The organism is Polymorphobacter fuscus, assembly GCF_011927825.1.
GTDB lineage: Bacteria > Pseudomonadota > Alphaproteobacteria > Sphingomonadales > Sphingomonadaceae > Sandarakinorhabdus > Sandarakinorhabdus fusca.
Genome location: NZ_JAATJI010000001.1, coordinates 2,717,524 through 2,743,530 on the forward strand (window position 1 = coordinate 2,717,524; position 26,007 = coordinate 2,743,530).

Annotated in this window: 25 protein-coding genes; 14 read left to right on the plus strand and 11 right to left on the minus strand. The window is 68.2% G+C overall.

Features of this window, described 5'->3' with window-relative positions:
• Window positions 1-106 precede the first annotated feature (106 nt).
• Together GGQ62_RS12930 and GGQ62_RS12935 are read left to right on the plus strand one after the other, a co-directional pair.
• The gene (locus GGQ62_RS12930; RefSeq protein WP_152578705.1) at window positions 107-1,849 is read left to right on the plus strand and encodes an N-acyl-D-amino-acid deacylase family protein; all 1,743 of its coding nucleotides are present in this window, start codon (window positions 107-109) and stop codon (window positions 1,847-1,849) included.
• Window positions 1,850-1,922: 73 nt separating this feature from the next.
• The gene (locus GGQ62_RS12935; RefSeq protein ID WP_152578706.1) at window positions 1,923-2,660 is read left to right on the plus strand and encodes a hypothetical protein; all 738 of its coding nucleotides are present in this window, start codon (window positions 1,923-1,925) and stop codon (window positions 2,658-2,660) included.
• On the opposite strand, the gene GGQ62_RS12940 is transcribed toward GGQ62_RS12935, so the two are convergent.
• A complete protein-coding gene (locus tag GGQ62_RS12940; RefSeq protein ID WP_152578707.1) occupies window positions 2,647-3,198 on the minus strand; it encodes a hypothetical protein in 552 nt (183 codons plus the stop codon). The two genes, GGQ62_RS12935 and GGQ62_RS12940, sit on opposite strands and share 14 nt — an antisense overlap.
• Window positions 3,195-3,941 carry a 16S rRNA (uracil(1498)-N(3))-methyltransferase gene (locus GGQ62_RS12945; protein ID WP_152578708.1) on the minus strand — a complete coding sequence of 249 codons (747 nt, stop codon included), beginning with the start codon at window positions 3,939-3,941 and terminating at the stop codon, window positions 3,195-3,197. The genes GGQ62_RS12940 and GGQ62_RS12945 overlap by 4 nt, the downstream gene beginning before the upstream one ends.
• 6 nt (window positions 3,942-3,947) lie before the next feature.
• Between GGQ62_RS12945 and ubiA the strand changes: the two genes are divergently transcribed.
• From ubiA to GGQ62_RS12960, 3 genes are read left to right on the plus strand one after another with little or no spacing between them, the layout of a single operon-like run.
• Window positions 3,948-4,871 carry a 4-hydroxybenzoate octaprenyltransferase gene (gene ubiA, locus GGQ62_RS12950; RefSeq protein ID WP_152578709.1) on the plus strand — a complete coding sequence of 308 codons (924 nt, stop codon included), beginning with the start codon at window positions 3,948-3,950 and terminating at the stop codon, window positions 4,869-4,871.
• A gap of 17 nt (window positions 4,872-4,888) precedes the next feature.
• Window positions 4,889-6,235, plus strand: a complete 1,347-nt coding sequence (locus GGQ62_RS12955; RefSeq protein ID WP_152578710.1) for a TldD/PmbA family protein — start codon at window positions 4,889-4,891, stop codon at window positions 6,233-6,235.
• Between the two features lie 10 nt (window positions 6,236-6,245).
• Window positions 6,246-7,058, plus strand: coding sequence for an inositol monophosphatase family protein (locus GGQ62_RS12960; RefSeq protein WP_153401437.1), 813 nt, complete (start codon window positions 6,246-6,248; stop codon window positions 7,056-7,058).
• A 50-nt stretch (window positions 7,059-7,108) separates the two neighbouring features.
• On the opposite strand, the gene GGQ62_RS12965 is transcribed toward GGQ62_RS12960, so the two are convergent.
• From GGQ62_RS12965 to hflK, 4 genes are all read right to left on the minus strand, one after another.
• A complete protein-coding gene (locus tag GGQ62_RS12965) occupies window positions 7,109-7,540 on the minus strand; it encodes a CoA-binding protein (RefSeq protein ID WP_152578712.1) in 432 nt (143 codons plus the stop codon).
• Window positions 7,541-7,631: 91 nt separating this feature from the next.
• On the minus strand, window positions 7,632-9,134 hold the full coding sequence (locus GGQ62_RS12970) for a Do family serine endopeptidase (RefSeq protein ID WP_152578738.1): 1,503 nt from the start codon (window positions 9,132-9,134) through the stop codon (window positions 7,632-7,634).
• A gap of 229 nt (window positions 9,135-9,363) precedes the next feature.
• Window positions 9,364-10,209: a protease modulator HflC gene (hflC, locus tag GGQ62_RS12975; RefSeq protein WP_152578713.1), complete on the minus strand. Its 846-nt coding sequence runs from the start codon at window positions 10,207-10,209 to the stop codon at window positions 9,364-9,366.
• A gap of 1 nt (window position 10,210) precedes the next feature.
• Entirely contained in the window at window positions 10,211-11,353 is a 1,143-nt protein-coding gene (gene hflK / locus GGQ62_RS12980) for an FtsH protease activity modulator HflK (RefSeq protein WP_152578714.1), read from the minus strand.
• 113 nt (window positions 11,354-11,466) lie between these two features.
• Between hflK and GGQ62_RS12985 the strand changes: the two genes are divergently transcribed.
• The 4 genes from GGQ62_RS12985 to GGQ62_RS13000 all read left to right on the plus strand — a co-directional run bounded on the left by GGQ62_RS12985 (window position 11,467) and on the right by GGQ62_RS13000 (window position 15,686).
• On the plus strand, window positions 11,467-12,513 hold the full coding sequence (locus tag GGQ62_RS12985) for an Mrp/NBP35 family ATP-binding protein (RefSeq protein ID WP_152578715.1): 1,047 nt from the start codon (window positions 11,467-11,469) through the stop codon (window positions 12,511-12,513).
• Between the two features lie 69 nt (window positions 12,514-12,582).
• Entirely contained in the window at window positions 12,583-14,148 is a 1,566-nt protein-coding gene (locus tag GGQ62_RS12990) for a helicase HerA-like domain-containing protein (protein ID WP_152578716.1), read from the plus strand.
• A 7-nt stretch (window positions 14,149-14,155) separates the two neighbouring features.
• Entirely contained in the window at window positions 14,156-14,866 is a 711-nt protein-coding gene (locus GGQ62_RS12995; RefSeq protein WP_152578717.1) for a DUF2490 domain-containing protein, read from the plus strand.
• A gap of 253 nt (window positions 14,867-15,119) precedes the next feature.
• Window positions 15,120-15,686, plus strand: a complete 567-nt coding sequence (locus GGQ62_RS13000; RefSeq protein WP_152578718.1) for a manganese efflux pump MntP — start codon at window positions 15,120-15,122, stop codon at window positions 15,684-15,686.
• A 69-nt stretch (window positions 15,687-15,755) separates the two neighbouring features.
• Here GGQ62_RS13000 and GGQ62_RS13005 read toward each other — a convergent pair whose 3' ends face one another.
• Window positions 15,756-17,156 carry a M20/M25/M40 family metallo-hydrolase gene (locus GGQ62_RS13005; protein ID WP_243446257.1) on the minus strand — a complete coding sequence of 467 codons (1,401 nt, stop codon included), beginning with the start codon at window positions 17,154-17,156 and terminating at the stop codon, window positions 15,756-15,758.
• 149 nt (window positions 17,157-17,305) lie between these two features.
• On the opposite strand from GGQ62_RS13005, the gene GGQ62_RS16710 reads away from it, so the two are divergent.
• The 4 genes from GGQ62_RS16710 (at window position 17,306) to GGQ62_RS13025 (ending at window position 21,293) form a co-directional block, all read left to right on the plus strand.
• On the plus strand, window positions 17,306-18,169 hold the full coding sequence (locus GGQ62_RS16710; RefSeq protein WP_207790535.1) for a TSUP family transporter: 864 nt from the start codon (window positions 17,306-17,308) through the stop codon (window positions 18,167-18,169).
• Between the two features lie 22 nt (window positions 18,170-18,191).
• Window positions 18,192-19,127 carry a cation diffusion facilitator family transporter gene (locus GGQ62_RS13015; RefSeq protein WP_152578720.1) on the plus strand — a complete coding sequence of 312 codons (936 nt, stop codon included), beginning with the start codon at window positions 18,192-18,194 and terminating at the stop codon, window positions 19,125-19,127.
• A 77-nt stretch (window positions 19,128-19,204) separates the two neighbouring features.
• Complete coding sequence (gene ettA, locus GGQ62_RS13020) at window positions 19,205-20,884, plus strand: energy-dependent translational throttle protein EttA (protein ID WP_167649627.1); 1,680 nt, start codon at window positions 19,205-19,207, stop codon at window positions 20,882-20,884.
• A gap of 58 nt (window positions 20,885-20,942) precedes the next feature.
• Complete coding sequence (locus tag GGQ62_RS13025) at window positions 20,943-21,293, plus strand: GIY-YIG nuclease family protein (protein ID WP_167649629.1); 351 nt, start codon at window positions 20,943-20,945, stop codon at window positions 21,291-21,293.
• Between the two features lie 97 nt (window positions 21,294-21,390).
• Here GGQ62_RS13025 and GGQ62_RS13030 read toward each other — a convergent pair whose 3' ends face one another.
• The gene (locus GGQ62_RS13030) at window positions 21,391-21,981 is read right to left on the minus strand and encodes a pyridoxamine 5'-phosphate oxidase family protein (RefSeq protein WP_152579177.1); all 591 of its coding nucleotides are present in this window, start codon (window positions 21,979-21,981) and stop codon (window positions 21,391-21,393) included.
• A gap of 173 nt (window positions 21,982-22,154) precedes the next feature.
• On the opposite strand from GGQ62_RS13030, the gene GGQ62_RS13035 reads away from it, so the two are divergent.
• Window positions 22,155-22,913, plus strand: a complete 759-nt coding sequence (locus GGQ62_RS13035; RefSeq protein ID WP_152579178.1) for a PRC-barrel domain-containing protein — start codon at window positions 22,155-22,157, stop codon at window positions 22,911-22,913.
• A 51-nt stretch (window positions 22,914-22,964) separates the two neighbouring features.
• Here the strand turns inward: GGQ62_RS13035 and GGQ62_RS13040 are convergent, their stop codons facing one another.
• The 3 genes from GGQ62_RS13040 to GGQ62_RS13050 all read right to left on the minus strand — a co-directional run bounded on the left by GGQ62_RS13040 (window position 22,965) and on the right by GGQ62_RS13050 (window position 25,920).
• On the minus strand, window positions 22,965-23,654 hold the full coding sequence (locus GGQ62_RS13040) for an HAD family hydrolase (protein ID WP_152579179.1): 690 nt from the start codon (window positions 23,652-23,654) through the stop codon (window positions 22,965-22,967).
• A 57-nt stretch (window positions 23,655-23,711) separates the two neighbouring features.
• On the minus strand, window positions 23,712-24,305 hold the full coding sequence (locus GGQ62_RS13045) for a glutathione S-transferase family protein (protein WP_152579180.1): 594 nt from the start codon (window positions 24,303-24,305) through the stop codon (window positions 23,712-23,714).
• A 76-nt stretch (window positions 24,306-24,381) separates the two neighbouring features.
• The gene (locus GGQ62_RS13050) at window positions 24,382-25,920 is read right to left on the minus strand and encodes a fumarate hydratase (protein WP_152579181.1); all 1,539 of its coding nucleotides are present in this window, start codon (window positions 25,918-25,920) and stop codon (window positions 24,382-24,384) included.
• Window positions 25,921-26,007 lie beyond the last annotated feature (87 nt).

A 26,007-nucleotide genomic window follows, 5' to 3' on the forward strand; every position in this document is an offset into this window, starting at 1 on the left:
AATTGAGCGCGGCTTGGCAATTCCGATGGCGCACCGGACGCTATTCATAGGGCACATCGCCGGCCCATCATGTCACACTCCGCCGATCAGCAGCGGGAGTCGCACCATGCACGACCTGGTCATCCGGAACGGCACCATCGTCGATGGCACCGGCACGCCGGCCTTTGTCGGCGATATCGCCATCGACGCCGGGCGCATCGCCGCCGTCGGCACGGTGACGGCGAAGGGGCGGGAGGAGATCGACGCCGCCGGCCTGCATGTCACGCCCGGCTTTGTCGACATCCACACCCATTATGACGGCCAGGCGACATGGGATTCGGAAATGGCACCGTCGTCGTGGCACGGCGTCACCACCGTCGTCATGGGCAATTGCGGCGTCGGCTTCGCGCCGGCGCGGCCCGACAGGCACGACTGGCTGATCGGGCTGATGGAAGGCGTGGAGGACATCCCCGGCACCGCGCTCGCCGAAGGCATGGCGTGGAACTGGGAAACCTTCCCCGAATATATGGACGCGCTGGCGCAGCGCCCGCGCACCATCGACGTGGCGACCCATGTCGCCCACGGCGCGGTGCGCGCCTATGTGATGGGCGAACGCGGCGCCAACAACGAAGCGCCGACCGAACACGAAATCGCCCAGATGAGCGCGATCGTCGAGGAAGGGCTGAAATCCGGCGCGCTCGGCTTTTCGACCAGCCGCACGGTGCTGCACAAGTCGATCGACGGCGTCCTCGTCCCCGGCACGACCGCGACGAAGGAGGAACTGATCGGCATCGGGCGTGCCGTGGCGCGCGCCGGCCATGGCGTGTTCGAAATGGCGAGCGACCTGCGCCGCGAATGGGACGAATTCGGCTGGATGGGGGCGCTGAGCAAGGAAACCGGGCTGCCGGTCACCTTCGCCATGCTGCAATCGATCGCCAAGGAACTGCCCTGGCAGGAACAGATGTCCGAAACCGCGCGCTGGAATGCCGAGGGCGCCAATATCGTCGCGCAGATCGCGCTGCGCGGCAACGGCATCCTGATGGCGTGGCGCGGCACCGTCCACCCGTTCAAGTTCAAGCCGTCCTGGGCCGAAATCGATACGGCGCCCTGGGACGTGCAATGGGCGAAAATCAGCGATCCGGCCTGGAAGGCGCAGCTGCTCGCCGAGGCCGATGTCATCCCCGAATCCGACGTGACGGCGCTGCTATACGCCGTCGCCCAGGGCTTCGGCCTCCATTACGAGATGGACGCCGATTTCGATTATGAACCGACGCAGGCGCAGACCATCGCCGCCCGCGCCGCCGCGGCCGGCGTCTCCCCTGCCGAATATGCCTATGACCTGATGTCGGCGAAGGACGGCACCGGCTTCATCTATTTCCCCATCCTCAACTATGCCGACGGCAATCTCGATTTCGTCGAAGGGCTGTTGCAGCGCGACGACATCGTCATCTCGCTGTCGGACGGCGGCGCCCATTGCGGCACCATCTGCGACGCCGCCAGCCCGACCTATCTGCTCCAGCATTGGGTGCGGGATCGCAAGCGCGGCACCATCACCATCGAAAACGCCATAAAGCGCCAGTGTAGCGACACCGCCCGGCTGTACGGCATGCACGACCGCGGCCAGCTCGTTCCCGGTTTGATCGCCGACATCAACCTCATCGACATGGCGCGGCTGAAACTGGGCGCGCCGTGGATGGCGTTCGACCTGCCGGCCGGCGGCAAGCGGCTGCTGCAAAGGGCCGATGGCTATGTCGCCACGATCAAGTCGGGGGTCGTCACCTTCCGCGAAGGGCAAATGACCGGCGACCTGCCCGGCGTGCTGATCCGCGGCCCGCAGGCGGCGCCGCCGGTGGCGCTGGCGGCGGAATAACGCCGCCGCTGGGTTGGCAGCCCGGCCCTCCGCCGCTATTCCGGTCGCTCCCCAGGCGGACCGGAGACATCGAGTGTCGAACCCCTCCCGGCGTGCAGCGCTGATGCTCGCGGCCATTTCGGCCTTCGCGGCACCGGCCAGCGCCAGCATGGACAGTGCGCCGCACATACCCGAACCGATGGTGTTCGACATGGTGCGGCCGCTTGCCGCCAGGCGCGGCGAACTCGAAGCCAATGCGCTGGCGCTGTTCCCTCTGAGCGCGCCCGGCGAAAAGATCGATTGGGCGCCGGAGATCGAATATGCCTTCGCCGATGGCCATGCCGCCGAGCTCGAACTGCCCTTCGAAAACGGCCGGCTGACCAGCGGCAAGATCGGCCTGCAAGGCACGTTCGGCACATTCGCCGCCGACAAGGCCGTGCACGGCTGGCAATTTCTCGGCATCGTCGATCGTGATACCGGGCGGGTGGAATCGTCGCTGCTCTATATCGTCGGCGTGCGCTATTCGCCGCGCTGGACGTCGCTGACCATGGTCGGCGTCAACATTCCCAACGAGCGCCACAGGGCGGGCGAACGGCGCGACAATGCGTTGCTGGTCAACCACAGCGTCTTTCGGGATTTTTCCCCGCGCACCACCGCCGGTATCGAATTCAACGTGCGTGCCGGCCGGCGCGACACCAGCTGGCTGATCATCCCGCAGCTGCACCAGCGGCTGGCGCCCGATATCATGATGCAGGCCGGCGCCGGCATTCAAAAGCCGGCAAACCGCCGTGCTCACCCCAATGCGGCGCTGCGCATGATCAAGGAATTCTGAGGCGCGCTTGCCGCTGCGGCCAGCCGGCGCCGGCGATGACCACCGCGATTCCCGCCAGTTCGAGCAGCGTGTGCAGCTTCAACCCCAGCACGGGCGCGCGCATCATCACGTCGATATGGTGAAAGGATGCCGCACGGATGACGACGAACAGCGCCAGCAGCATCAGCCCGGCAAGGGTGACAATGACCTGGCGCCGCATGCCGCGCACCAGCCAGGCGAAGGCGAGCCCCGTGACAAGGGCGACCGCCGCTGCCGTTTTCACGAACGCCGCCTGAAAGGCGCGGCGCTGCGCGAACCAGCCGTCGTCGCGCGCCATCTGCCGGCCCCAGGCAGTCAGCGCCGTCTGCAGGTCGAGCTGCTTGTTGAGGCCCAGCGCCAGCATCGCCAGCGCCGCCAATGTCCAGAACCAGCGTTCGCGCGCCGTGGCGCTGTGCCGGCGCTGCCGCACGCACAGCACGACCGCGACCAGATAGCCGGCGACGGCAAGCCAGGGCAGCGTGCCTTCGGACGGGTCGGCCCAGGGCGGCGGCGCGGTCATGCCGCCCGGTCGCCGACCAGCGCCTGCCAGACGCCGACCGCCACCGCAGCGGCGGTATCGGCGCGCAGGATGCGCGGCCCCAGCGTCACCGCCAGCGCCTGCGGCACGGCGCGGATCGCGGCGCGCTCCTCCGGCGTGAAGCCGCCTTCGGGACCGATCAGCACCGCCGCCGGCGCCGGCGCACGCGCACAGACGGCGGGCAGCGGTTCGCCGCCGGTTTCATCGGCAAAGATCAGGGCGCGCCCCGCCGGCCAGTCGCGCAACAGCGCCGCCAGCGGCGTCGGTTCGGCCAGGTCGGGCAGGGCGGTGCGGCCGCACTGCTCCGCCGCCTCGACCATGTGCGCGCGCAGCCGGTCGAGGTTCAACTTGTCGACGATCGTGCGCCGGGTGATGACCGGCACGAAGCGCGCCACCCCCAGCTCACAGGCCTTTTCCGCCACCCAGTCGATCCGCCCGCGCTTCAGCGGCGCCGCGCACAGCCAAATGTCGGCCACCGCCTCCTGCGGCGCCGACGCCGCCTCCAGTGTCGCCGTCACCGCCTTGCGGCCGACCGACACCAGCCGCGCCGCCCATTCGCCGCTGCGCCCGTCGAACAGCCGCACGACATCGCCCGGCTGCCGCCGCATGACCTGCGCAAGGTAATGGGATTGCGGCACCGGCAGCGTGATCGTCGCGCCCGGCGCCAGCGGCTGGTCGACATAAAGCCGTGGGGTGGTTGACAGATCGGGCGCGGTTTCGCTCATGGCGGCGTGGCTAGCACAGCATCCGATCAAGACGCGACCCCCGACGCCCAGCCGAGCTGGATCGATCGCCTGCCCGCCGGCGTGCGCCCCTATGCCCGGCTGGCGCGCCTCGACCGCCCCGCCGGCAGCTGGCTGCTGTTCTGGCCGTGCGCCTGGGGCGTCGCGCTCGCCGACGGGCTGGTCGCCGACTGGGCACTGATCGTCTGGTTCGGCATCGGCAGCCTCGCCATGCGCGCCGCCGGCTGCGTGTGGAACGACATCATCGACCGCGATCTCGATGCCCAGGTCGAGCGCACCCGCGCGCGGCCCATCGCCAGCGGCGCGATCTCGGTGAAAAAGGCCTTCGCCTTCGCCGTCGCCCTGTCGCTCGTCGGCCTGTTCGTCGTCCTGCAGTTGCGCCCGCTGGCACAGCTGGTCGCGGTCGCCAGCCTCGCCCTCGTCGCCGCCTATCCGTTCATGAAGCGGCTGACCTGGTGGCCGCAGGCGTGGCTGGGGCTGACCTTCAACTGGGGGGCGCTGGTCGGCTTTGTCGCGGTGGCGGATCCGGCGCCGGCGATGGGCCTGCTCTATGCCGGCGGCGTCGCCTGGACGCTCGGTTACGACACCATCTACGCGCTGCAGGATATCGAGGACGACGCCATGGCCGGCATCAAATCCTCGGCGCGCGCGCTGGGGCCCCGCGCCCGGCCGGGGGTGGCGGCCTTTTACGCCGCCGCGGTCGCCCTCTGGGGTGCGGCGCTGTGGCAGGCCGGCGGCGACCCGCTCGCCGTCGCCGCGCTGGTGCCGGTGGCGCTGCACTTCGCCTGGCAGGTCGCGGCGCTGCGCGACACATCGCCTGCCAATGCGCTGCGGCTGTTCCGCGCCAACCGCGCCGCCGGGGCACTGGTGTTCGCCGCCTGCGCCGTCGTGGGGTTGAGTGCACTGCGCTGACACCCTAAGTCTGGCGCATGCTCACAGTCCCCGACGCTCTCGATCGCCTTGATGCCGCGCTCAACGCGGCCCGCGCTGCCGGGGCCGACGCCGCCGACGCGCTTTATGTCGGCGATGGCTCGACCTCGATCAGCGTCCGCCTCGGCAAGCTGGAGGACATCGGCCGCAGCGAGGGCGAGGAGGTCGGCATCCGCGTCTTCGTCGGCCAGCAATCCGCCAGCGTGTCGTCGTCCGACCTGTCGCCGGCGGCGCTCGCGGTGGCGGCCGAACGCGTCGTCGCCATGGCGCGGCTGGCACCCGAGGACAAATGGGCCGGGCTGGCGCCCGCCGACCGGCTGCTGACCGGGGCGATCCCCGATCTCGACATCGACGATGGCAGCGACCCCGAGGCCGGATCGCTGCGCGACCTCGCCATGGCCGCCGAAGACGCGGCGCGCGCCGTTGCCGGCGTCACCAATTCGGAAGGCGGCGGCGCTTCCGCCGGCCGCGCCGTGACGGCGCTGGCGACCTCGACCGGCTTTCGCGGCGGCCGCCGCTCGACCAGCTATGGCGCCTCGGCCAGCGTTCTCGCCGGCGAAGGCAGCGACATGCAGCGCGACTATGCCTGGCACAGCGCCCGGCATTTCGCCGATCTCGAAGGCCCGGCCATCATCGGCGCGCGCGCCGGCGAACGCGCCGTGCGCCGCCTCAACCCCATCAAGCTGGAAACCGGCACCCTGCCGATCGTCTTCGATCCGCGTGTCGGTTCGTCGCTGGTCGGCCATCTCATCGGCGCCATCACCGGCAGCGCGATCACGCGCGGCACCTCGTTCCTCAAGGATGCGCTGGGGACCGTGGTGTTCGACCCGTCGATCACCATTGTCGATGATCCGCTGCGCCGCCGCGGCCTGCGCTCGCGCGGTTTCGATGGCGAAGGCCTGCCGGTCGCCATCACCCGCATCATCGACCACGGCCAGCTGACCGGCTGGCTGCTCGATTCGGCGAGCGCTCGCCAGCTCGGCCTGGCGCCGACGGGCCATGCCGCGCGCGGCACCTCCGGCCCGCCCGGCGCCGGCGCCACCAACCTGCATCTCGAAGGCGGCAGCGTCACGCCCGCCGCGCTGATGGCCGATATCCGCCGCGGCTTCTATGTCACCGAACTGATCGGCATGGGCGTCAACGGCCTGACCGGCGACTACAGTCGCGGCGCGTCGGGCTTTCTCATCGAAAATGGGGAGATCACCGTGCCGGTCGCCGAAGTGACGATCGCCGGCAACCTGGTCGATATGTTCAAGGCGCTGGTCGCCGCCGATGACCTCAGCTTCCGCCATGCCACCAACGTGCCGACCCTGCGCATCGATGGCATGACGATCGCCGGCGCATGACGGCGTGGCGGTGAACCGGTCCGACCTGACCCTCGCCGTCGAAGCTGCCAGCGCTGCCGCCGTCCTCGCACTCGGGCATTTCCATGCCCGGTCCGATTGGTGGGAAAAATCCCCCGGCAACCCGGTCGGCATCGCCGATCTGGAGGTCGATGCGCTGTTGAAGGCGGCGCTGCTCGGCGCGCGTCCCGATGATGGCTGGTTGTCGGAAGAAACCGCCGACACGGCCGATCGCCTGTCGTTACGCCGGGTATGGGTCGTCGATCCGATCGACGGCACCCGCGATTTCGTCCAGGGCCGCACCGGTTGGGCGGTCTCGGTCGCGCTGGTCGAGGACAATGCCGTCACCGTCGCGGCGCTCGCGGCGCCGGCGCGCCAGCAGCTGTTCGTCGCGGCGCGGGGGCAGGGCGCGACCTGCAACGGCCTGCCGCTGCGCGTGGCGGACCTGCCCAGCCTGCAGGGCGTCCGCCTGCCGATGGACGCCGCTAATCTGTCGGCGCCGTTCTGGCCGTCCCCCTGGCCGGGCGAGACGGTCGAAAAGCCCAACAGCCTGGCGCTGCGCATGGCCAAGCTGGCCAGTGCCGAGGCCGATGCCTGGCTGGAGGGCCGCACGATTGCCGAATGGGATGTCGCCGCCTCGGCGCTGATTCTGACCGAAGCCGGCGGCGTCGTCACCGATCGCCATGGCGCGCCGCTGGCCTTCAACAAGCCGCTGCCGGTGTTCCACGGCATCGCCGCTGCCAACGCCGCGCTCCACGGCGAAGTGCTGGCCCGGCTCGACCATGCGTTGAAGCTGTTCGCAGCGCGGCGGGCAAAGGCGGAATGAACCCCGATCATCCCGTCACCCCGGCAAAGGCGGGGTGACGTAGTCGTTCGCTATTGCGCGATCGCCGGAATCCCCAGCCGTCGCAGTTCGATCTTGATGCAGCGGTCCATGACCACCTTCAGCCCGGCCGCCTCGGCCTTGGCAGCGGCGGCTTCGTTGACGACGCCAAGCTGCATCCAGATCGCCCGGGCACCGGCCTTGATCGCTTCGTCGACGATCGGCTCGACGGCGTCGGAGCGGCGGAAGACGTCGACGATGTCGATGTCCATGCCGAGCTGGTCGAGGCTTTCCCAGACATATTCGCCCAGCACATGCTCGCCGGTGATCGACGGGTTGACCGGCAGCACGCGAAAGCCATGGTCCTGCAAGGCGCCCATCACGCCATGGCTGGCGCGTTCGGGCCGGTCGGAGGCGCCGACCAAAGCGATGGTGCGCGCGGCGGCGAGCAGCTCGCCGATTTCGGCATCGGTGGTGAGGGGCATGGCGAACTCCTGAACGACATTGGGCCGGCACCCGGATTATACCGGATGCCGACCCAACGCATCAGCCCATGTGACGGGTACGAGGCTGCGGTTACTTGGCGCTGTTGAGCTTGACGCCGCGATAGGTCGGCGGCATCGAACCGCGCTGCACGAGCATCAGCACCGTGTCGCGCCCGGCCTTTTTCGCCGCATCGACGGCGGCGGCGGCTTCGGCCGGCGTCGTCGTCGGACGCTGGTTGATTTGCAGGATCACGTCGCCGCGCTGCAGGCCGTTGCTCGCCGCGTCGCTGCCGGGGTTGATGCCTGCGATGACGACACCGCGCGTGGTTTCCGGAATGCGCAGCTGCTGGCGCAACTGGGCGGTCAGCGGCTGCAGGGTGATGCCCAGGCTGGCCTTGGCGGCTTCGGCGTCCTTGGTCGCGTCGGCGGTGTCTTCATCGCCATCGGGCGTGATGCCGGCGCGGGCCTGCACGACCGATTCGGCCGGACGCTGCGCCACGGTGGCGTTCAGCGTCTTGCGCTGGCCCTCGCGGATCACCTCGATCGGCACGGTGGTGCCGACCGGCGTGTTGGCGACGATGTAGCTCAGCGTGTTGTCATAGGTCACATCGCTGTTGTTGATGCGCACCACGACATCGCCCTGGCGGATGCCGGCGCGTGCCGCCGGGCCCATCGGCTCGACCGACGCGACGATTTCGCCCTTGTCCTTGGGCAGGCCCAGGCCGGCGGCGATGTCGGTGGTCAGCGGCTGGATGCCGACGCCCAGATAGCCGCGCTTGACGGTGCCGGTGGCGCGCAGCTGCTGGATGACCGGATAGGCGAGTTCCGCCGGGATCGAGAAGCCCAGGCCGACGTTGCCGCCGGTCGGCGAGAAGATCGCGGTGTTGATGCCGATGACATTGCCTTCGAGGTCGAACAGCGGGCCGCCGGAATTGCCCTGGTTGATCGACGCATCGGTCTGGATGTAGCGGTCATATTGGCCCGAACCGATATTGCGGTGCAGCGCCGAGACGATGCCCGCGGTGACGGTGCCGCCCAAGCCGAACGGATTGCCGATGGCGATCGCCCAGTCGCCGACGCGCACGTTCTGCGAATTGCCGAACTTGACGAACGGCAGGTCCTTGGCGTCGATCTTGAGCAGCGCCATGTCGGTCAGCGTGTCGCGGCCGATCAGCTTGGCCTTGTATTCGCGCCGGTCGGACAGCGTGACGGTGATGGTGTCGACGGGCGCGCCGCGCCCTTCACCCGCCGAGATGACGTGGTTGTTGGTGACGATATAGCCCGTCGGGTCGATGATGAACCCCGACCCGAGCGAGGTCGCCTCGCGCGTCACCGGCGCTCCGCCGTCGCCCTGCTGCTCCTGGAAGCGGCGGAACAACTCCTCCAGCGGCGAGCCGGGTGCACCGCCGCGCATCTTGCCGACTTCGACCTTCTGGGTCGTCGACACGTTGACGACGGCCGGGGACAGCCGCGAGGTCAGGTCGGCAAAGCTGCGCGGCGCACCGCCCGGGGGTGCGATCGGCACCGCCGGCGGCGTGGCGTTCTGCGCCGGCTGGCTGGTTGCGGGCGCCGGCGCCTGGGCGAACGACGGCATGAAGACGACGGCGGCACCGCCAAGGACAAGGGCGGCGGGGACAAGGCTGCGAGCGATGCGCAAGGGAAGGGAACCTTTCAGGCTTTCAAGTCGGAAGACATGTGCGAAGCGAAACGACACTATTCCGGGGGCAGAACACAGTCGACGCAACAATAGCACGGCGGGGCTTATGCCGCCTTCGAAACTAACCCGCGATGAACAACCTTGATCATTACGGCAACCTCGCGGACTATCGGTTTGTCTGCCGGCCTTCGAACTCCCGCAGGAATTCGTTATTGGGCGACATCACGACCGTCGAGGATTGATCGGTGAAGGTCGTGCGATACGCCTGCATGGCCCGGTAGAAGGCATAGAATTGCGGGTCCTTGCCGAAGCTGCCGGCATAGGTGCTGGCGGCCTGGGCATCGGCATCGGCGCGGACCAGCTGCGCCTGCTTCAGCCCCTGGGCACGGATTGTCGCAGCTTCCTGCTGGCGCGCCGAGCGCATGCGCAGGAATGCCGATTCGAGCGGCGCGCCGCTGGGCAGGTCGGCGCGCTTGATCCGCACGTCGATGATCTCCGCGCCATATTGCTTGGCCTGGCGGTTCACCGTCGTCTGGATGTCGTCCATCATCGCCGTCCGCTCGGGGCTGAGCAGCGCCGCGAACGGCTGCTTGCCGAGTTCGTTGCGCATCTTGGACGCCAGGATGCGCCGCAGCGCGTCGTTGAGATTCTGTTCGGTGCCGACGGTCTGCACCATGCGCAGCGGGTCGGTGATGCGGAAGCGGGCAAAGGCATCGACGACCAGCCGCAGCTGGTCGGTGGTCAGCACCGTCTGCTGCTCCATGTCGAGGTTGAGCACGCGCTTGTCGACGAAGATGGTGTTTTCGATGAACGGCACCTTGGCGACCAGCCCGGCACCCGAGGTGCCGAACGGCGCCTTGGGGTCATAGGCATTGACGATGCGTTCGGGCTTGCCGAGCCGCAGCACGACGACCTGCTGGGTCTCGTGGACGGTGTAGAGCGTGCCCATGGCCACGACGATCAAGGTGAAGGCGCCGATGGCCCAGACGATGGGGTTGCGGAAAAGGCTCATCTTACTGTCCTGACTTGCCGGACGCGCTGTTCGACGCGGCGTCGACGGCGCTTGGCTCGGCCGACGCGGCACGGCGGCGCACTTCGGGAAGCGGCAGATAGGTCTGCACGCCGCCGGTTTCGACAACCGTCTTGTCGACCTTCGACAGCACGCTTTCCATCGTTTCGAAATACATGCGCTTGCGCGTCACTTCAGGCGCCAGCTTGTACTGGGCATAGACCGCCTCGAACGCCGCCGCTGCACCCTGGGCGCTGGCGAGCAGCTGCTGGGCATAGGCGCGCGACTGGTTGAGATACTGCTGCGCATCCTGCTGCGCGGCCGACACGTCCTTGAACGCATCATCGACGGCGGCCGGCGGATCGGCCTGCTTGATGTCGACGCCGCGGACCTCGATCCCCGAGCGATAGCTGTCGAGGATTTCCTGCATGCGCTCGCGCACCAGTTCTGCGATCTGCGCCCGCTGCGGGCCGATGGCATCGTTGAGCGTCGCCTTGGAAATTTCGGCGCGCATCGCCGATTCGCCGACTTCGCGCACCGTCTGCTCGGGCTCGGCGAGCTCGAACAGGAACAGCTCGGGGTTCTTGATCTTCCAGCGCACGGCATAGGCCAGGTTGATGATGTTCTGATCGCCGGTGACCATCAGATTTTCGGCCGAACCCTCGGTGGCACCGATGTCGACCGAATTGATTTGTTCGACCTTGCTCAGGATGACGGTGTCGACCGGCCAGGGCGCCTTGAACTGCAGGCCCGGGTCGGTGACGCCGACGAACCGCCCGAAGCGCAGCACGACACCGCGCTCCTGCGCATCGACGCGGTAGAAGCTGGTCGCCACCACCCACACGGCGATGATCGCGCCGAGCGCCCATAGCCAGGCGTTGCCGCCGAAGAAGTCGCCGACCGGATTGTCGCCGTTGCCATCGCCGCCGAACGACGTGCGCAGCTTTTCCTGGCCGCGGCGCAGCAGGTCGTCGATGTCGCGGGTCCCGGTCGGGCGCGGGCCGGGGGCGCGCCGCGGCGGCGCCTCCCCCCAGGGGTTCGGGTTGCGCGGGCCGGACTCGGCGCCGCCGCGTGCCGGACTGTCGTTGGCGGTGTCCTCCGGAGTATCGCCCCAGGGCCCGCCGTCATTGTTGTTGTGCACCGGCATCCAGAATCCCAAGTCTCGTCATCGGCTGTGAGAACACTATATACGATCCGTAATCCGGGATTGCGAGGGCGCGACGATGTCGCTGGCGCCGGCAGCCGGAAAAGGGGCATGGAATGACGGTCAAGGATGATGTGGCGGCGGCGCTGCGCGGCGTTGCGGACCCGCTTCGGCAGGGTGCGGGGGATGCCGCCGGCGACATCGTCACCAGCGGCCGCGCCGCCGGGATCGTGGTCAAGGCCGATGGCAGCGTCGGCCTGGTGCTGTCGGTCGACGGCCTCGATCGCACCGCCGCCGAACGGCTGCAGGCCAGTGTCGAGGCGGTGGTCAACCGTGTTCCCGGCGTGACCGCGGCGCGGATCATCCTGACCGCCGACCGCGCCAGCGCGCCGGCGGCCACGGCGCGCCCGGTGGCGACCACCGTGCCCGGCATCCGCAAGATCGTCGCCGTCGCCAGCGGCAAGGGCGGCGTCGGCAAATCGACGGTCGCCGCCAACCTCGCCATTGCGCTGGCGCGCGCCGGCAACAGCGTCGGGCTGCTCGACGCCGACATCTATGGCCCGTCGGTGCCGACGCTGCTCGGCATTTCCGGCCGCGCGCGGATCGACGACGGCAAGCTGCAGCCGGTCGCGGTGCACGGCATCAAGGCGCTCAGCATGGGGATGATGACCGACCCCACCAAGGCGGTGATCTGGCGCGGCCCGATGGCCAGCTCGGCGATGCTGCAGATGGTCGAAAAGGCCGATTGGGGCGCGCTCGACGTGCTCGTCATCGACCTGCCGCCGGGCACCGGCGACATCCAGCTGACGATGGCGCAAAAGCTCAAGCCCGACGGCGCCGTCATCGTTTCGACCCCGCAGGACCTGGCGCTGATCGACGCGCGCCGCGCCGTCGCCATGTTCGCGGAGGTCGGCGTCCCGGTGCTCGGCGTCGTCGAGAACATGAGCGGCTATGTCTGCCCGCACTGCGGGGAGGCCAGCGACCCCTTCGGCCATGGCGGCGCCGAAGCCGAAGCGCTGGCGATGGGCGTCCCCTTCCTCGGCCGCATCCCGCTCGATATCGCCCTGCGCCGGTCGAGCGACGCCGGGGCGCCGGCCACCGGCGCCAATGCCGCGGTGTTCGCGGCGGTCGCAGCCGCGGTGGGCGGGCGCGTCGGCCTTTAGGCGCACCCCTTAACCCGATCGGCAAAACCGGCTATCGCCGTGCCGACGCTTCCCGGGGGACACCGCAGAATGGCCGACAGCATCTTCATCGGAAAAGGCGAACAGCACCCCCAGGCGCTGGTGCTCAAACGCGCCAACCGCCACGGCCTGATCGCCGGCGCCACCGGCACCGGCAAGACGGTGACGCTGCAGACGCTGGCCGAAGGCTTTTCGCGCCAGGGCGTGCCGGTGTTCCTGTCCGACGTGAAGGGCGATATCGCCGGCATGGCGATGAAAGGCAGCGACGCCGCCGCCTGGACCGGCAAGCGCGCCGCCGAAATCGGCATCGACGATTACGACTATGCCGCCAACCCGGTGGTGTTCTGGGATCTGTTCGGCGAACAGGGCCACCCCATTCGCACGACGATTTCCGAAATGGGGCCGCTGCTGCTGGCGCGGCTGATGAGCCTCAACGACACCCAGGAGGGGGTGCTGTCGGTCGCCTTCCGCTATGCCGACGACATGGGGCTGCTGCTGCTCGACCTGAAGGACCTGCAGGCGATGCTGTCGTTCTGCGCCGACAATGCCGCCGAAATCAGCACCAAATACGGCAATGTCACCAAGGCCAGCATCGGCAGCATCCAGCGCCAGCTGCTCCAGCTCGAAACCCAGGGCGCCGACAATTTCTTCGGCGAACCGGCGCTCGACATCACCGATTTCATCGGCGTCGACGCCAATGGCCACGGCCGCGTCAACATCCTCGCCGCCGACAGGCTGATGCAGTCCCCGCGGCTCTACGCGACCTTCCTGCTCTGGCTGTTGTCGGAACTGTTCAGCACGCTTCCCGAAGTCGGCGACCCCGACAAGCCCAAGCTGGTCTTCTTCTTCGACGAGGCGCATCTGCTGTTCGACGAAGCCCCCAAGGCGCTGCTCGACAAGGTCGAACAGGTGGTGCGGCTGGTCCGGTCCAAGGGCGTCGGCGTCTATTTCATCAGCCAGAACCCCATCGACATTCCCGAAAGCATCGCCGGCCAGCTCGGCAACCGGGTCCAGCACGCGCTGCGCGCCTTCACGCCGCGCGACCAGCGCGCCATCAAGGCGGCGGCCGAAACCTTCCGCGCCAACCCCGATGTCGATGTCGTCACCGCGATCACCGAGCTGAAGGTCGGCGAGGCACTGGTATCACTGCTGATGGCCGACGGCGCGCCGACGCCGGTCGAACGCACGCTGGTCGCGCCGCCGCGCAGCCGGGTCGGACCGGTAACGCCCGCCGAACGCGCCACCATCGTCAACGCCTCGCCCCTGGGTGGCAAATATGACGAAGGCATCGACCGCGAATCGGCGTGGGAAATGCTCAACAGCCGCGCCGCCGAAACCGCTGCGAAAACGGAGGCCGACAAGGCCGCGGCGCTGAAGGCCAAGCTCGACGCCAGCGCCGCCGCCGCTGCCGCCCGCGAGGCAGCCGCTGCCGCCAAGACGCTGGAACGCGAGCGCGCCGCCGCCGCGCGCACCGCTGCCCGCCCGCAACCCAAGAGCTTTGCCGAAAAGATGATCGAATCGACGGCGCGATCGGCGGCCACGTCGGTCGGTCGCAAGCTTGGCGGCACCTTCGGCAGCCAGTTGCTGCGCGGGCTGCTCGGCGGATTGTTGAAATAGGGTTCCCATGACCGATTTGCGCGGCGCCAGGCGCCATCTTGCTGCCGTGCTGGCGCCCGTGCTGGCGCTGGCGCCCGCCGCCGCGCGTGCCGACGATACGCAACTCTGGGCGACCGCCATCCTCCAGGGTCCGATCGAACCCGGCAAGGGCGTCAAGCCGATGGTCTGGATCGAGGTGCAGCCGCGCCTTGCCAATGACGTGTCGCAGCTCAACCCGATGATCGCTCGCACCGGCTTCGGCGTCCGCATCGGGCCGGATTTCAACGCGCTTTTCGGCTATCATTTTCAGCGCAACGCGCCGCGCGGCGGCCGTGTCACCAGCGAACACCGGATGTGGCAGCAGTTGCTGCTGCCGATCTACCGGGACCCGGACCGGTTGATCGTGACGACGCGGCTGCGGCTGGAACAACGCACCATCGAAAGCGCGCAGGATCTCGGCTGGCGGGCGCGGGCGCTGGTGCGGGTGCAGGCACCGCTGAAGGGGGAAGGCAGCGCCGGCCCGCTGCTGTGGAGCGAGGCGCTGGTCGGTCTCAACGACACCGACTGGGGGCAACAGAGCGGCGTCCGCCAGATCCGCGCCTTTGTCGGCGCCCTTGTCCCCGTCCACCCCCGCCTTAATTTCGAAGGCGGGTACATGGCGCAGATCGAACGCAACCGCGGCGACCACCGCGTCAACCATGTCGCCAACCTGACTCTCAACTGGCGCCTGGGTGACTGAACCGGCGGCACGCCGACCCGCCCTGGCGGCACGCCGATTCGTCTTGCAGGATCGCGGTGCGGCGGATAGTTACGCCGGCGTTGGGGAGTAGCTTCCGGCGTCTCTAGGCCGGGATCGTGTCAACATGCTCGCGGCCCGTTTCGGGCGGCGTGGTGCGATCGGCGGGCCAGCCCGCTTGGCGAGACCAGCGTGCTTCGCTGCCCCACCGGCAGGGTGCGAAGTGCGCTGTCGCACGCGCCCGGCGGACCTGATCATGACACCAGCGGCCATCGCCATCCTGTCGCTCAGCATGTCGACCGATGCCTTTGCCGCCGCGATCGGCCGCGGCGCCGCGCATCGGCCCGATGTCCCGGCGGCGTTGAAGGCCGGGCTGGTGTTCGGCGTCATCGAAGGGCTGACACCGCTGATCGGCTGGTCGCTCGGGCTGCTCGCCGCCGGCTTTGTCGAAGCCATCGATCACTGGATCGCCTTTGCGCTGCTGTCGCTGGTCGGCGCCAACATGATCCGCCAGAGCCGCCAGCCGGTCGAAACCGACGCCCCGGCGCCGCGGTCGGGACGCTGGGCGCTGGTCGGCACCGCCATCGGCACCAGCATCGATGCCGCAGCGGTCGGCGTCAGCCTGGCCTTCATCGGCGCCAACATCTGGGTCATCGCCGCCGCAATCGGCTTTTCGACCTTCGTCCTCACCACCATCGGCATGCTCATCGGCAAGGCCGTCGGCCTGCGCTTCGGCAAGACGGCGGAACGGGTCGGCGGCCTCGCGCTGATCGCGATCGGCCTCGGCATCCTGCTCGAACATACGGGGATGCTCGCCGGCTGACGCGGCGCCCGCCATTCCGCCACAGCCGCAAAGGCGGGGGCCAACTCCGGGTCCCGGCTGGCGCCCGCGCTATTTCGTCCGCAGCGGCCGGTCGTCGCTCGCCGCCAGCCAGGTCGCCGCCGCCCAGGCCGCGACATTCTGGTCGAGTTGGGCGCGATCGACCTTGTCGAGCGTGTCGTCGGGGGTGTGGTGCAGGTCGAAATAGCGTGTGCCGTCCTGTTCCAGGTCGATGATGCCGGCGCCCAGCGCTCCCAGCGCCCCGACATCGGGACCGCCGCCGGCGCCGTTGTCGCGCGTCGGCGCGACCCCGAGCGGCGCCAGCACGCGGCCGATCTCGGCCACCAGCGGCAGGCCGGCCTCGGCGACCTTCGACGATACCCGCCAGACGCGGTCGGCGCCGAAATCGCTTTCGCCGGCCAGGACGATGTTCTCGCCCTTGTGCGCTTCGGCATAGGCACGGCCGCCGATCAGCCCCAGTTCCTCGGCGCCCCAGAAGACGACGCGGATGGTGCGGCGGGGCTGCACCCCGGCGTCCTTGCCAAAGTCCTTGATTGCCTTGGCGGCCGCCAGCGTGATCGCCATGCCGGCGCCGTCGTCGATGACGCCCTGGCCGATGTCCCAGCTGTCGAGATGGCCGCCGATGACGACGATTTCGCCCGGCACGCGGCCCGGGATCTCGCCCGAGACATTGGCCGACCCGCCGGGGCGCGTCATCGGCGTCGACACGAGTTTGACCGACACCGGCCCGGCCTGCAGCCGGCGCGCCAGCAGCTCGGCATCGGGCAGTGACAGCGCTGCCGAAGGGATCGGCACGGTGCCGGGCGCGGCGACGGTGCCGCCGGTGTGCGGGTTGCGGTGATAATCGGTGCCAAGGCTGCGGATCAGCGTCGCGACGGCGCCTTTCGATTGCGCCAGCGCCGGTCCCGACCGGCGGACGGCGCCGTTGGTGCCATAGCTCGATCCGTCCTGCGCACGCATCATGCGATGGTCGATGAAGGCGATCTTGCCGGCGAGGCTGCCGGGCGCCGCTGCCTCCAGCGCTGCGTAATCGGGGAAATAGACGACCGGCGCAGTGATGCCCTCGGGCGGCGTCGCACCGCTGTAGCCGAGCGCCGCGATGGCGAGCTTTTGCCCGGTTCCGCCAGTTTCGGCGCCAGCCGCACCAACGATCTCGGCGCTTTCGGCGCCGCGCGTCCACACCGGCAGCGGGAAGGGTTCGACCTTGATGTTGGTCAACCCCGCGGCCTTCATCGCCTTCACCGCCCAGTCGCGACCGCGCGCCTCCGCCTCGGTGCCTGCCAGCCGCTGGCCGACATTTGTCGTCAGGTCCGCGAGCATCGGCCAGGCCTCCGACTTCGCCAGCGCCGCGTCGCGCACCACGGCCGCTTGTTCCAGCCGCGTCGCGGCCCCGGCGGGAAGCGCGGTGAAGGCAGCGGCGAGCAGCAGGGCGGGCAGGAACGGGCGGCGCATCGGTGGGACCCTCATGGCTGGAAAGCCCCGCGGTCATAGCCGTTCGCCCGCCCCGTGCAAGCCGCGGGTGCAGGCAGGGGACAGGCCGGCATCCGGCTGTTACACCATCCGCTTGCGGCCGTGCGGCATGGCGGAAAAATGGGGGTCAAGTGGTTGCAATCCTGCTGATGGTGCTCGTCGTCACGGCGATCGCCTATGCCATCGTGCTGCTGCGCACGGCGTCACGCCGCGGGGCGCTCGGGCTGAAGGGGGAGGGGGTGGCGCTCGGTGCCGTCACCAACTTCTTCGACACGCTCGGCATCGGCTCGTTCGCGCCGACGACGGCGTGGCTCAAGCTGCGCAAGCTGGTGCCCGACAGCTTCATCCCCGGCGTCATGATCAGCGGCTATGCGCTGCCCACGCTCGCGCAGGGGCTGATCTACATCACGCTGGTGGAGGTCGACCCGGTGCTGCTCGTCGCCGCCATCGCGGCGGCGGTGGCGGGCGCGCTCGTCGGCGCGCCGGTGGCGGTGCGGCTGCCGGTGCGGACCATCCAGCTGACGATCGGCATCGCGCTGCTGCTGGCGGGCGGCTTCTTCGCTGCTGCCGGCCTTGGGCTGATGCCGGCCGGCGGCGAGGCGCGGTCGCTGGCACCGCTGCCCTTTGCCATCGTGCTGGTCGGCAGCTTCATCATCGGCGCGCTGATGACCGTCGGCATCGGTTTTTACGCGCCGATGCTGGCGATGTTCAGTCTGTTCGGGCTCAACCCCGTGGCCGTCTTCCCGATCATGGCCGGCGCCGGCGCGCTGATGATGCCGGCCAGCGCGCTGCGCTTCATCAAGTCGGACCGCATCGACCTGAAGCTGGTGCTGTCGCTGGCGCTGGGCGGCATCCCCGCGGTCCTCGTCGCCGCCTATATCGTAAAGTCGCTGCCGCTGGCGACGCTGCGCTGGGTGGTGGTGGCGGTGGTTCTCTATACCGGCGTCGTCATGCTGCGCGCCGCGGCCCGGGGCCGGACTGTTCAACCGGCCTGACTTGCGGCATGGCAATGCCAGCATGAGCCAGCAACGTGCCCGCACCGTCACGGCGCTTCGCAGCCAGCTCGAAGCGTCGCTGCTGAAGGGCTCGATCGTCGCCACCGTCGGTGTCGCCGGCGCCGGGGTGCTCATCGGCCTTTTGTCGCGGTCGATGTCGATCGTCTTCGACGGGCTGTTTTCCAGCATCGATGCCGTCGTCGGCGTGGTGACGCTGGTGGTGGCCCGGCTGCTCGCCAGCGAAGGCAGCCACCGCTTCCAATATGGCTATTGGCATCTCGAACCGCTGGTGCTGGCGCTCAACGCGTCGGTGCTGGTGCTGCTGTGCGGCTATGCCTTTCTCAACGCGGTCCAGGGCCTGCTCACCGGCGGTCATGCGCTGCGTTTCGACATGGGGATCGTCTATGCAGCGATCGTGGCGGTGATCTGCTTCGGCATGGCGTTCCGGCTGCGCCGCGTCAACGAACGGCTCGAATCGGAACTGATCGCGCTCGAAGTGCACAGCTGGCTGATGTCGGCGCTGATCACCCTGGCGCTGCTCATCGCCTTTGCCGGCGCCCTTGCCATCAAGGGCACGCGGCTGGAATATCTGACGCCCTATGTCGACCCGGCGGTGCTGGCGGTGCTGGCGCCGGTGCTGCTGCCGGTGCCGCTGCGCACCGCGCGCCAGGCCTTTGCCGAGATTTTCCTGATTACCTCGAAGGAGATGGACGCCGATGTGAAGGCCGCGGCCGAGGCTGCGGCGGCGCGCCACGGCTTTCTCGACTTCAAAAGCTATGCCGTCGAAGTCGGCCGCGCCCGCTTCATCGAGATCTCGTTTCTGGTCCCGGCCGACATGCCGGTCGCCTCGATCACCGATTTCGACGCCATCCGCCACGAAATCGGCCAGGCGCTGGGCGGCACCGGCCCCGAACAATGGCTGACCATCGTCTTCACCGCCGACCCCGATCTCGTCTGACGGGCATTGTTTGAACTGCCGCCGCCGATCCGCTAGACGGCACGCAATCCATCCTCCCGAATCCGAAAGCCCCCAAAGTGGCCTATCAATACGCCTATGTCATGAAGGGTCTGTCCAAGACCTATCCCGGCGCCAACAAGCCGGCGTTCAAGGACATCACGCTCAGCTTCCTGCCCGGCGCCAAGATCGCCATCATCGGTCCCAACGGCGCCGGCAAGTCGACATTGATGAAGGTCATCGCCGGCATCGACAAGGAATATATCGGCGAAGCCTGGGCCGCCGAAGGCATCACCGTCGGCTATCTGCCGCAGGAACCGCAGCTCGACCCGACCAAGGACGTGCGCGGCAATGTCATGGACGGCGTCCGTCCCGTCGCCGACCTTGTCGAGCGCTTCAACGCGATCAGCGCCGAAATGGCCGATCCGCAGGACTCGACCGATTTCGACAAGCTGCTCGAGGAAATGGGCGGCCTGCAGGAAAAGATCGACGCGGTCGATGGCTGGACGCTCGACAACCAGCTCGAAATCGCCATGGACGCGCTGCGCTGCCCGCCGGGCGATTCCCCCGTCGAAAAGTTGTCGGGCGGTGAAAAGCGCCGCGTCGCGCTGTGCAAGCTGCTGCTCGAAAAGCCCGACATCCTGCTGCTCGACGAGCCGACCAACCACCTCGACGCCGAAAGCGTCGCCTGGCTGGAAAATCACCTCAAGGAATACAAGGGGATGGCGATCCTCGTCACCCATGACCGCTACTTCCTCGACAATGTCGTGAAGTGGGTGCTGGAGCTCGATCGCGGCCGTGCCATCCCGTTCGAAGGCAATTATTCGGATTGGCTCGAAGCCAAGTCGAAGCGCATGGCGCAGGAGGAACGCGAGGACGAAAGCCGCGAAAAGGCGATCAAGGACGAATTGCAATGGATCCGGTCGAGCGCCAAGGCGCGCCAGACCAAGTCCAAGGCGCGCATCAAGGCGTTCGACGAGCTTGTCGAAAAACAGGCCAACCGCCGCCTCGGCAGCGCCCAGATCCTCATCCAGATCCCGGAACGGCTGGGCAACACCGTCATCGAGGCCAACAACCTCACCAAATCCTATGGCGACAAGCTGTTGTTCGAAAACCTCAGCTTCAGCCTGCCGCCGGGCGGCATCGTCGGCATCATCGGCCCCAATGGCGCCGGCAAGACGACGTTGTTCCGCATGATCACCGGCCAGGAAACGCCCGACAGCGGCGACATCCGCATCGGCGACACCGTCAAGCTCGCCTATGTCGACCAGTCGCGCGACGCGCTGGAGCCCAACAAGAACGTCTGGGAGGAAATCTCCGGCGGCAACGACAAATTCTACTTCGGCAAGAACGAGGTGCTGACCCGCGCCTATGTCGGTGCCTTCAACTTCAAGGGGCCGGACCAGCAGAAGAAGGTCGGCCAGCTGTCGGGCGGGGAACGCAACCGCGTCCACATGGCCAAGATGCTGGTCAAGGGCGGCAACGTCCTGCTGCTCGACGAGCCGACCAACGACCTCGACGTCGAAACCCTGCGCGCGCTCGAAGAAGCGCTGGAAAGCTTTGCCGGCTGCGCCGTGGTCATCAGCCACGATCGCTTCTTCCTCGATCGCCTCGCCACCCACATCCTCGCCTTCGAAGGCGACAGCCATGTCGAATGGTTCGAAGGCAATTTCGAAGCCTATGAGGAAGACAAGCGCCGCCGCTTCGGCGACGCCGCCGACCGGCCGACGGCACTGACGTACAAGAAACTCACCCGATAATTCGACCCGTCACCCCCGCGAAGGCGGGGGTCCATCTCCAGATCCCGGGAGCGTGCGGATGGACCCGGGCGGCTTCGTCTACATTCTTGCCAGCCGCAAGCAGGGGACGCTGTACATCGGTGTCACCTCCGACCTCGTCAGACGGATTTCGGAGCATCGGCTGGACCTGACGCCGGGGTTTACCTCCCGCCATGGCGTCAAGCGCCTCGTCTGGATGGAACGGTACGACGATATCGCGCTTGCCATCGGGCGCGAAAAGCAGATGAAGAGATGGAACCGCGACTGGAAGATCCGGCTGGTCGAAGCCGGCAATCCGGACTGGGACGATCTAGCGGTGTCGGTGCTTGGTTTTGCGCCCTTGCCTTATACGCTGAGTTCGGGAGATGGACCCCCGCCTTCGCGGGGGTGACGGGTGTTCTTGGGGCACCCACTCCCTCTTCGTCACCCCCGCGAAGGCGGGGGTTCATCTCCATATCTTGCAAGGTACGCCACCGCACCCGCCACCCTCACGGCACCACCCACGCCCCCGCCCAGCCATCCTTCGCCGCGAACCGCGCCCGCCGGTGCCCTGCTTGCGCCAGATGCAGCCGGTCGATCGCCGTCACCGTGACCAGCAGCAGGGCAAAATTCGGCCGCGCTGGCAGAAGCTCGGCCTCGTCGGGCTTGCGGCCTTCGACCCACGCCGGCAGGCCCGACCCGGGCGCCGGCAGCGGCGTTCCCGGCGCCGCTTCGGCGAGATAGCAGCGCCGTGCGAACGGCGTCGACGTTGCCCAGATCGCGTCGACCTCGGCACCGGTCGTGACCACCCGCGCTGTCCCCGCCAGCCGCAGCTGCACCGCCGCCGCCGGGTCATAGGCGAGGACACCGACCCGCGCCCCGTCCAGCGCTGCACATTTGGGCGACCGCGCATCGGTGTGGAAGCGCAGCGTCGCTGTCGCCCGATCGGCGGCGCGCAGCACCATCACCCGGGCGTCGGGGGCGCCGTCGCCGCCGATGCTCGTCACGACCGGCGTGTGGACCGGGCTGCGCCGGTCGCCGGCACCGTCCGAAAGCAATCGCCAGGCGGCGTCGAGCACATCGGCAAGGCTGTCGGTCATGCCCCCTGATGCCAAGGACCGCGGGCCGCCGCAACCCGCAGGCCGCCGCTGCGCCGTGCCGCAGAACTGCCGCATTTCGTCCCATGCAAGTCCCCCGGCAGGAACCGCGCCGCGCCGCCACGGGTTTGTCCATCACTTGCCGGCTTGGCAAGCCGCACTTGAGGAGTATCGAGATGTCCACCAGCTACAGCGATGCCGCGCTCGCCGATGGCGGCAGCCGCGACGCCAATACCCTGATCAGCGCCGACAAGGTGCATGGCACCGAAGTCTTCAACCACGCCGGCGATCGCCTTGGCACGGTCGATTCGATCATGATCGACAAGATCCACGGCGATGTCGCCTATGTCGTCATGTCGTTCGGCGGCTTCCTTGGCATCGGCGAAAAATATCACCCGCTCCCTTGGGATGTGCTCGACTATGACACGTCGCTCGGCGGCTATCGCGTCGATCTCGACCGCGAAGCGCTGACCGATGCGCCGGCCTATGGCCGCGACGACATGGACGCGTTCGATTATGATCGCGGCGGGTCGGACATCGACAGCTATTATGCCGACACACCGCGCGCCTCGAAGTCGCACGGCGCGACGTCGCACACCGACAAGGCGAGCGGCGAACCGCTTCCGGCCGGTATCGACGAATCGAACCGCAGCGATGCCAATGACGGTATCGAACGCCCGCTCGGCTTTTACAGCAGCCAGGCCCAGGCCGATCGCAACGCCGACCTGCCGGGCAAGCACCAGACCAACGAAGTCGCCAAGGAACCCGAGGTGCCGGGCTTCTTCAGCCCCGAACAGCAGAAGAAGCGCAACCTGGGCGAGGACGGCGCCGCGCGCGTCGTCGGGCCCGAGGGCCAGCAGTCGGCCCATGAGTATGAAAAGGGCACCGGCGAGCCGGCAGAGGAATATAAGGACGACCTGCCGCAGAGCCGTTAAGCCCTGCAGCATCTGACGAAGGGCGGCGTCGGGCAACCGGCGCCGCCTTTTTCATGGGCGCGGCAGGCTGTTCTGTGGCCGGCACGCGGCGACCAGCCAGTCGCGGACTTCGTCCAGGTTGGCAGCGATGGCGAGGCACAGCGATCGCATCTCGGCGGTGGCCGGCAGCAGGTCGGGAACCATGATCACCGGAACGCCGGCGGCATGCGCCGCGCGCACGCCATTGTGGCTGTCCTCGAGCGCCAGGCAGGCGGCCGGCGCCTGGCGCAGCGCGGCCGCGGCCGCAAGGTACAGATCGGGGTCGGGCTTGCCGCGCGCGACATCGTCGCGGGTCAGCACGACATCCATGTGCGGCCGCAGCCCCATGTGCCCGAGATGGGCATCGGCGGCGACGCGCCGGCTCGAAGTCGCGACACCGCGCGGAATGCCGAGCGCGGCGACGGTTTCGACGATCAGCCGCGCGCCGGGCTGCAGCGGCCGTTCGTCGCCGTATCGCTCGGTCTTCACGCGGGCCTGGATGGCGCGCATTTCGTCATAGTCGAAGTCGGGGCCATGGGTTGCCACCAGCTGGATGCGGTTGACGTCGTCCGGCATGCCGATCAGCGGCACGAAATCGGCCTCTGTCATCGCAAAGCCCAGCTCGGCCATCGCCGCGATCATCGTCTCGCGGCTGATCCGCTCCGTATCGAGCAACAATCCATCCATGTCGAAGATGACGGCGGCGGGGCACAAGGTGAGCATGGCCGCCGCGATGGCCGGATCGCACCATCGCTGTCAACGCCATTGCCGCGATCGGGCTCAGCCGTCGATGGCGTTCGCCCGGACATAGGCCGGCCGCGCCCGCAGCCGCTCGACATAGTCGGACAGCGCCGGAGTCGGCGTCAGCATGCCGAACTGCATCGGCCAGTCGATCTGCGACCCGGCATAGACATCGGCGGCGCTGAAATCGTCGCCCGCCAGCCAGGGATGGCGCGTCACCGCGGCATCGATCGCGGCGATGGTGCGATCGAAATCGCCATAGCCGAGCATGCGCTGCTGTTCGTCATCGGGCTCCAGCTTGCGATACCGGTCCATGATCGCCGCTTCGACCGGCCCCGCGGCGAAGAACAGCCAGCGATAATAATCGCCGCGCCGCGCCGGCGGCGGGGCCAGCCCGGCATCGGGAAAGGCATCGGCGAGATAGGCACAGATGGCGGCACATTCGGTGACGGTCTGGTCGCCATGGCGAAGCGCCGGCACCTTGCCCATCGGATTGATCGCCAGATATTCGGGCGTCTTCATCGCCCCCTCGTAATCGAGGATCACCGTCTCGTACGGAACGCCGACCTCCTCGAGCATGAAACGGGCGGTCCGACCGCGCGATTGCGGGTTGGTGTAAAGGATCAGGTCCATGCCGCGACTCCCCAGGAACAATAAGGGAACATTGCCGATCCGGAACGCATCCGTCAAGATCGTTCGAGCGCGGGTGTCAGGCAGCCCCCTCCAGCGCCTTCATCTTCGCAATCTTCTCGCGCCACACCATCGGCCCGGTCGCATGGACGCTTTCGCCTGTTGAATCGACGGCGACCGTCACCGGCATGCCCTGGACGGTGAATTCATAGATCGCCTCCATCCCCAGGTCCTCGAACGCCAGCACCTTCGAAGCCTTTATCGCCTTCGACACCAGATAGGCGGCACCGCCGACGGCCATCAGATAGGCGGCCTTGTGCTTGCGGATCGCGTCGATCCCGGCCGGCCCGCGCTCGGCCTTGCCGACCATCGCGATCAGCCCGGTCTGCGCCAGCATGGTCTCGGTGAACTTGTCCATCCGCGTCGCGGTCGTCGGCCCGGCCGGACCCACCACTTCATCGCGCACCGGGTCGACCGGGCCGACATAATAGATGACGCGATTGGTGAAATCGACCGGCAGCGTCTCGCCGCGCGCCAGCATGTCGGTCATGCGCTTGTGTGCGGCGTCGCGCCCGGTCAGCATCCGGCCATTGAGCAGCAACCGGTCGCCCGGCTGCCACGATGCCACGATCGCCGGCGTCAACGTGTCGAGGTCGACACGGATCGCTTGCCGGGACGGCGTCCAGGCGACCTGCGGCCAATCGACGAGGTTGGGCGCCTCCAGATAGGCGGGCCCCGAGCCGTCGAGGACGAAATGCGCATGGCGGGTCGCGGCGCAATTGGGGATCATCGCGATCGGCTTCGATGCGGCATGGGTCGGCGTGTCGAGGATCTTCACGTCGAGCACCGTCGACAGCCCGCCCAGCCCCTGCGCGCCGATGCCGAGATCGTTGACCGCGTCGAACAGTTCGATCCGCAGTTCCTCGATCTTCGAATTCGGCCCGCGCGCCTGCAATTCCGCCATGTCGATCGGCAGCATCAGCGATTCCTTGGCGAGCAGCATCGCCTTTTCCGCCGACCCGCCGATGCCGATGCCGAGCATGCCCGGCGGGCACCAGCCGGCGCCCATCAGCGGCACGGTGCTGACCACCCAGTCGCGGATGGAATCGCTGGGGTTGAGCATGGCGAACTTGGTCTTGTTCTCGCTGCCGCCGCCCTTGGCTGCCACGGTGATCTCCACCGTGTCGCCGGGCACCAGCTCGACATGCGTCACCGCCGGCGTGTTGTCGCGGGTGTTGGTGCGGCCAAAGGCGGGATCGGCGACGATCGAGGCGCGCAACCGGTTGTCCGGGTTCAGATACGCCCGCCGCACGCCTTCGTCGATCATCTCGGCAAGCGTCATGGTGGCGCCCGCGCCCTTGTGGCCCCAGCGCACGTTCATGCCGACCTTGACGAAGGCGACGACGATGCCGGTATCCTGGCAGATCGGCCGATGCCCTTCGGCGCACATCCGGCTGTTGGTCAGGATCTGCGCGATCGCATCCTTGGCCGCTGGCCCCTGTTCGGCGTCATGGGCGCGCCCCAGCGCCCGGATATAGTCCATCGGGTGGAAATAGCTGATGTACTGCAGCGCGTCCGCCACCGATTCAATGACGTCGTCCTGGGCGATAAGGGTCACGATCTGGGTCTTCCGGGGGTGCGGCAACTGCGCGTCGCATAGCCCGCGGCGCCGTTGCGGTCCACCGCCGAATCATTTGGCCCGGCA

Bases quoted from the DNA above. Each gene is read 5' to 3' on its own strand.
- GGQ62_RS12930 (WP_152578705.1), top strand. From the start codon at position 107: ATGCACGACCTGGTCATCCGGAACGGCACCATCGTCGATGGCACCGGC.
- GGQ62_RS12940 (WP_152578707.1), bottom strand. From the start codon at position 3,198: ATGACCGCGCCGCCGCCCTGGGCCGACCCGTCCGAAGGCACGCTGCCC.
- GGQ62_RS12945 (WP_152578708.1), bottom strand. From the start codon at position 3,941: ATGAGCGAAACCGCGCCCGATCTGTCAACCACCCCACGGCTTTATGTC.
- GGQ62_RS12955 (WP_152578710.1), top strand. From the start codon at position 4,889: ATGCTCACAGTCCCCGACGCTCTCGATCGCCTTGATGCCGCGCTCAAC.
- GGQ62_RS12965 (WP_152578712.1), bottom strand. From the start codon at position 7,540: ATGCCCCTCACCACCGATGCCGAAATCGGCGAGCTGCTCGCCGCCGCG.
- GGQ62_RS12970 (WP_152578738.1), bottom strand. From the start codon at position 9,134: ATGCCGTCGTTCGCCCAGGCGCCGGCGCCCGCAACCAGCCAGCCGGCG.
- hflC (WP_152578713.1), bottom strand. From the start codon at position 10,209: ATGAGCCTTTTCCGCAACCCCATCGTCTGGGCCATCGGCGCCTTCACC.
- hflK (WP_152578714.1), bottom strand. From the start codon at position 11,353: ATGCCGGTGCACAACAACAATGACGGCGGGCCCTGGGGCGATACTCCG.
- GGQ62_RS12985 (WP_152578715.1), top strand. From the start codon at position 11,467: ATGACGGTCAAGGATGATGTGGCGGCGGCGCTGCGCGGCGTTGCGGAC.
- GGQ62_RS12990 (WP_152578716.1), top strand. From the start codon at position 12,583: ATGGCCGACAGCATCTTCATCGGAAAAGGCGAACAGCACCCCCAGGCG.
- GGQ62_RS12995 (WP_152578717.1), top strand. From the start codon at position 14,156: ATGACCGATTTGCGCGGCGCCAGGCGCCATCTTGCTGCCGTGCTGGCG.
- GGQ62_RS13000 (WP_152578718.1), top strand. From the start codon at position 15,120: ATGACACCAGCGGCCATCGCCATCCTGTCGCTCAGCATGTCGACCGAT.
- GGQ62_RS13005 (WP_243446257.1), bottom strand. From the start codon at position 17,156: ATGCGCCGCCCGTTCCTGCCCGCCCTGCTGCTCGCCGCTGCCTTCACC.
- GGQ62_RS13015 (WP_152578720.1), top strand. From the start codon at position 18,192: ATGAGCCAGCAACGTGCCCGCACCGTCACGGCGCTTCGCAGCCAGCTC.
- GGQ62_RS13025 (WP_167649629.1), top strand. From the start codon at position 20,943: ATGGACCCGGGCGGCTTCGTCTACATTCTTGCCAGCCGCAAGCAGGGG.
- GGQ62_RS13030 (WP_152579177.1), bottom strand. From the start codon at position 21,981: ATGACCGACAGCCTTGCCGATGTGCTCGACGCCGCCTGGCGATTGCTT.
- GGQ62_RS13035 (WP_152579178.1), top strand. From the start codon at position 22,155: ATGTCCACCAGCTACAGCGATGCCGCGCTCGCCGATGGCGGCAGCCGC.
- GGQ62_RS13040 (WP_152579179.1), bottom strand. From the start codon at position 23,654: ATGCTCACCTTGTGCCCCGCCGCCGTCATCTTCGACATGGATGGATTG.
- GGQ62_RS13045 (WP_152579180.1), bottom strand. From the start codon at position 24,305: ATGGACCTGATCCTTTACACCAACCCGCAATCGCGCGGTCGGACCGCC.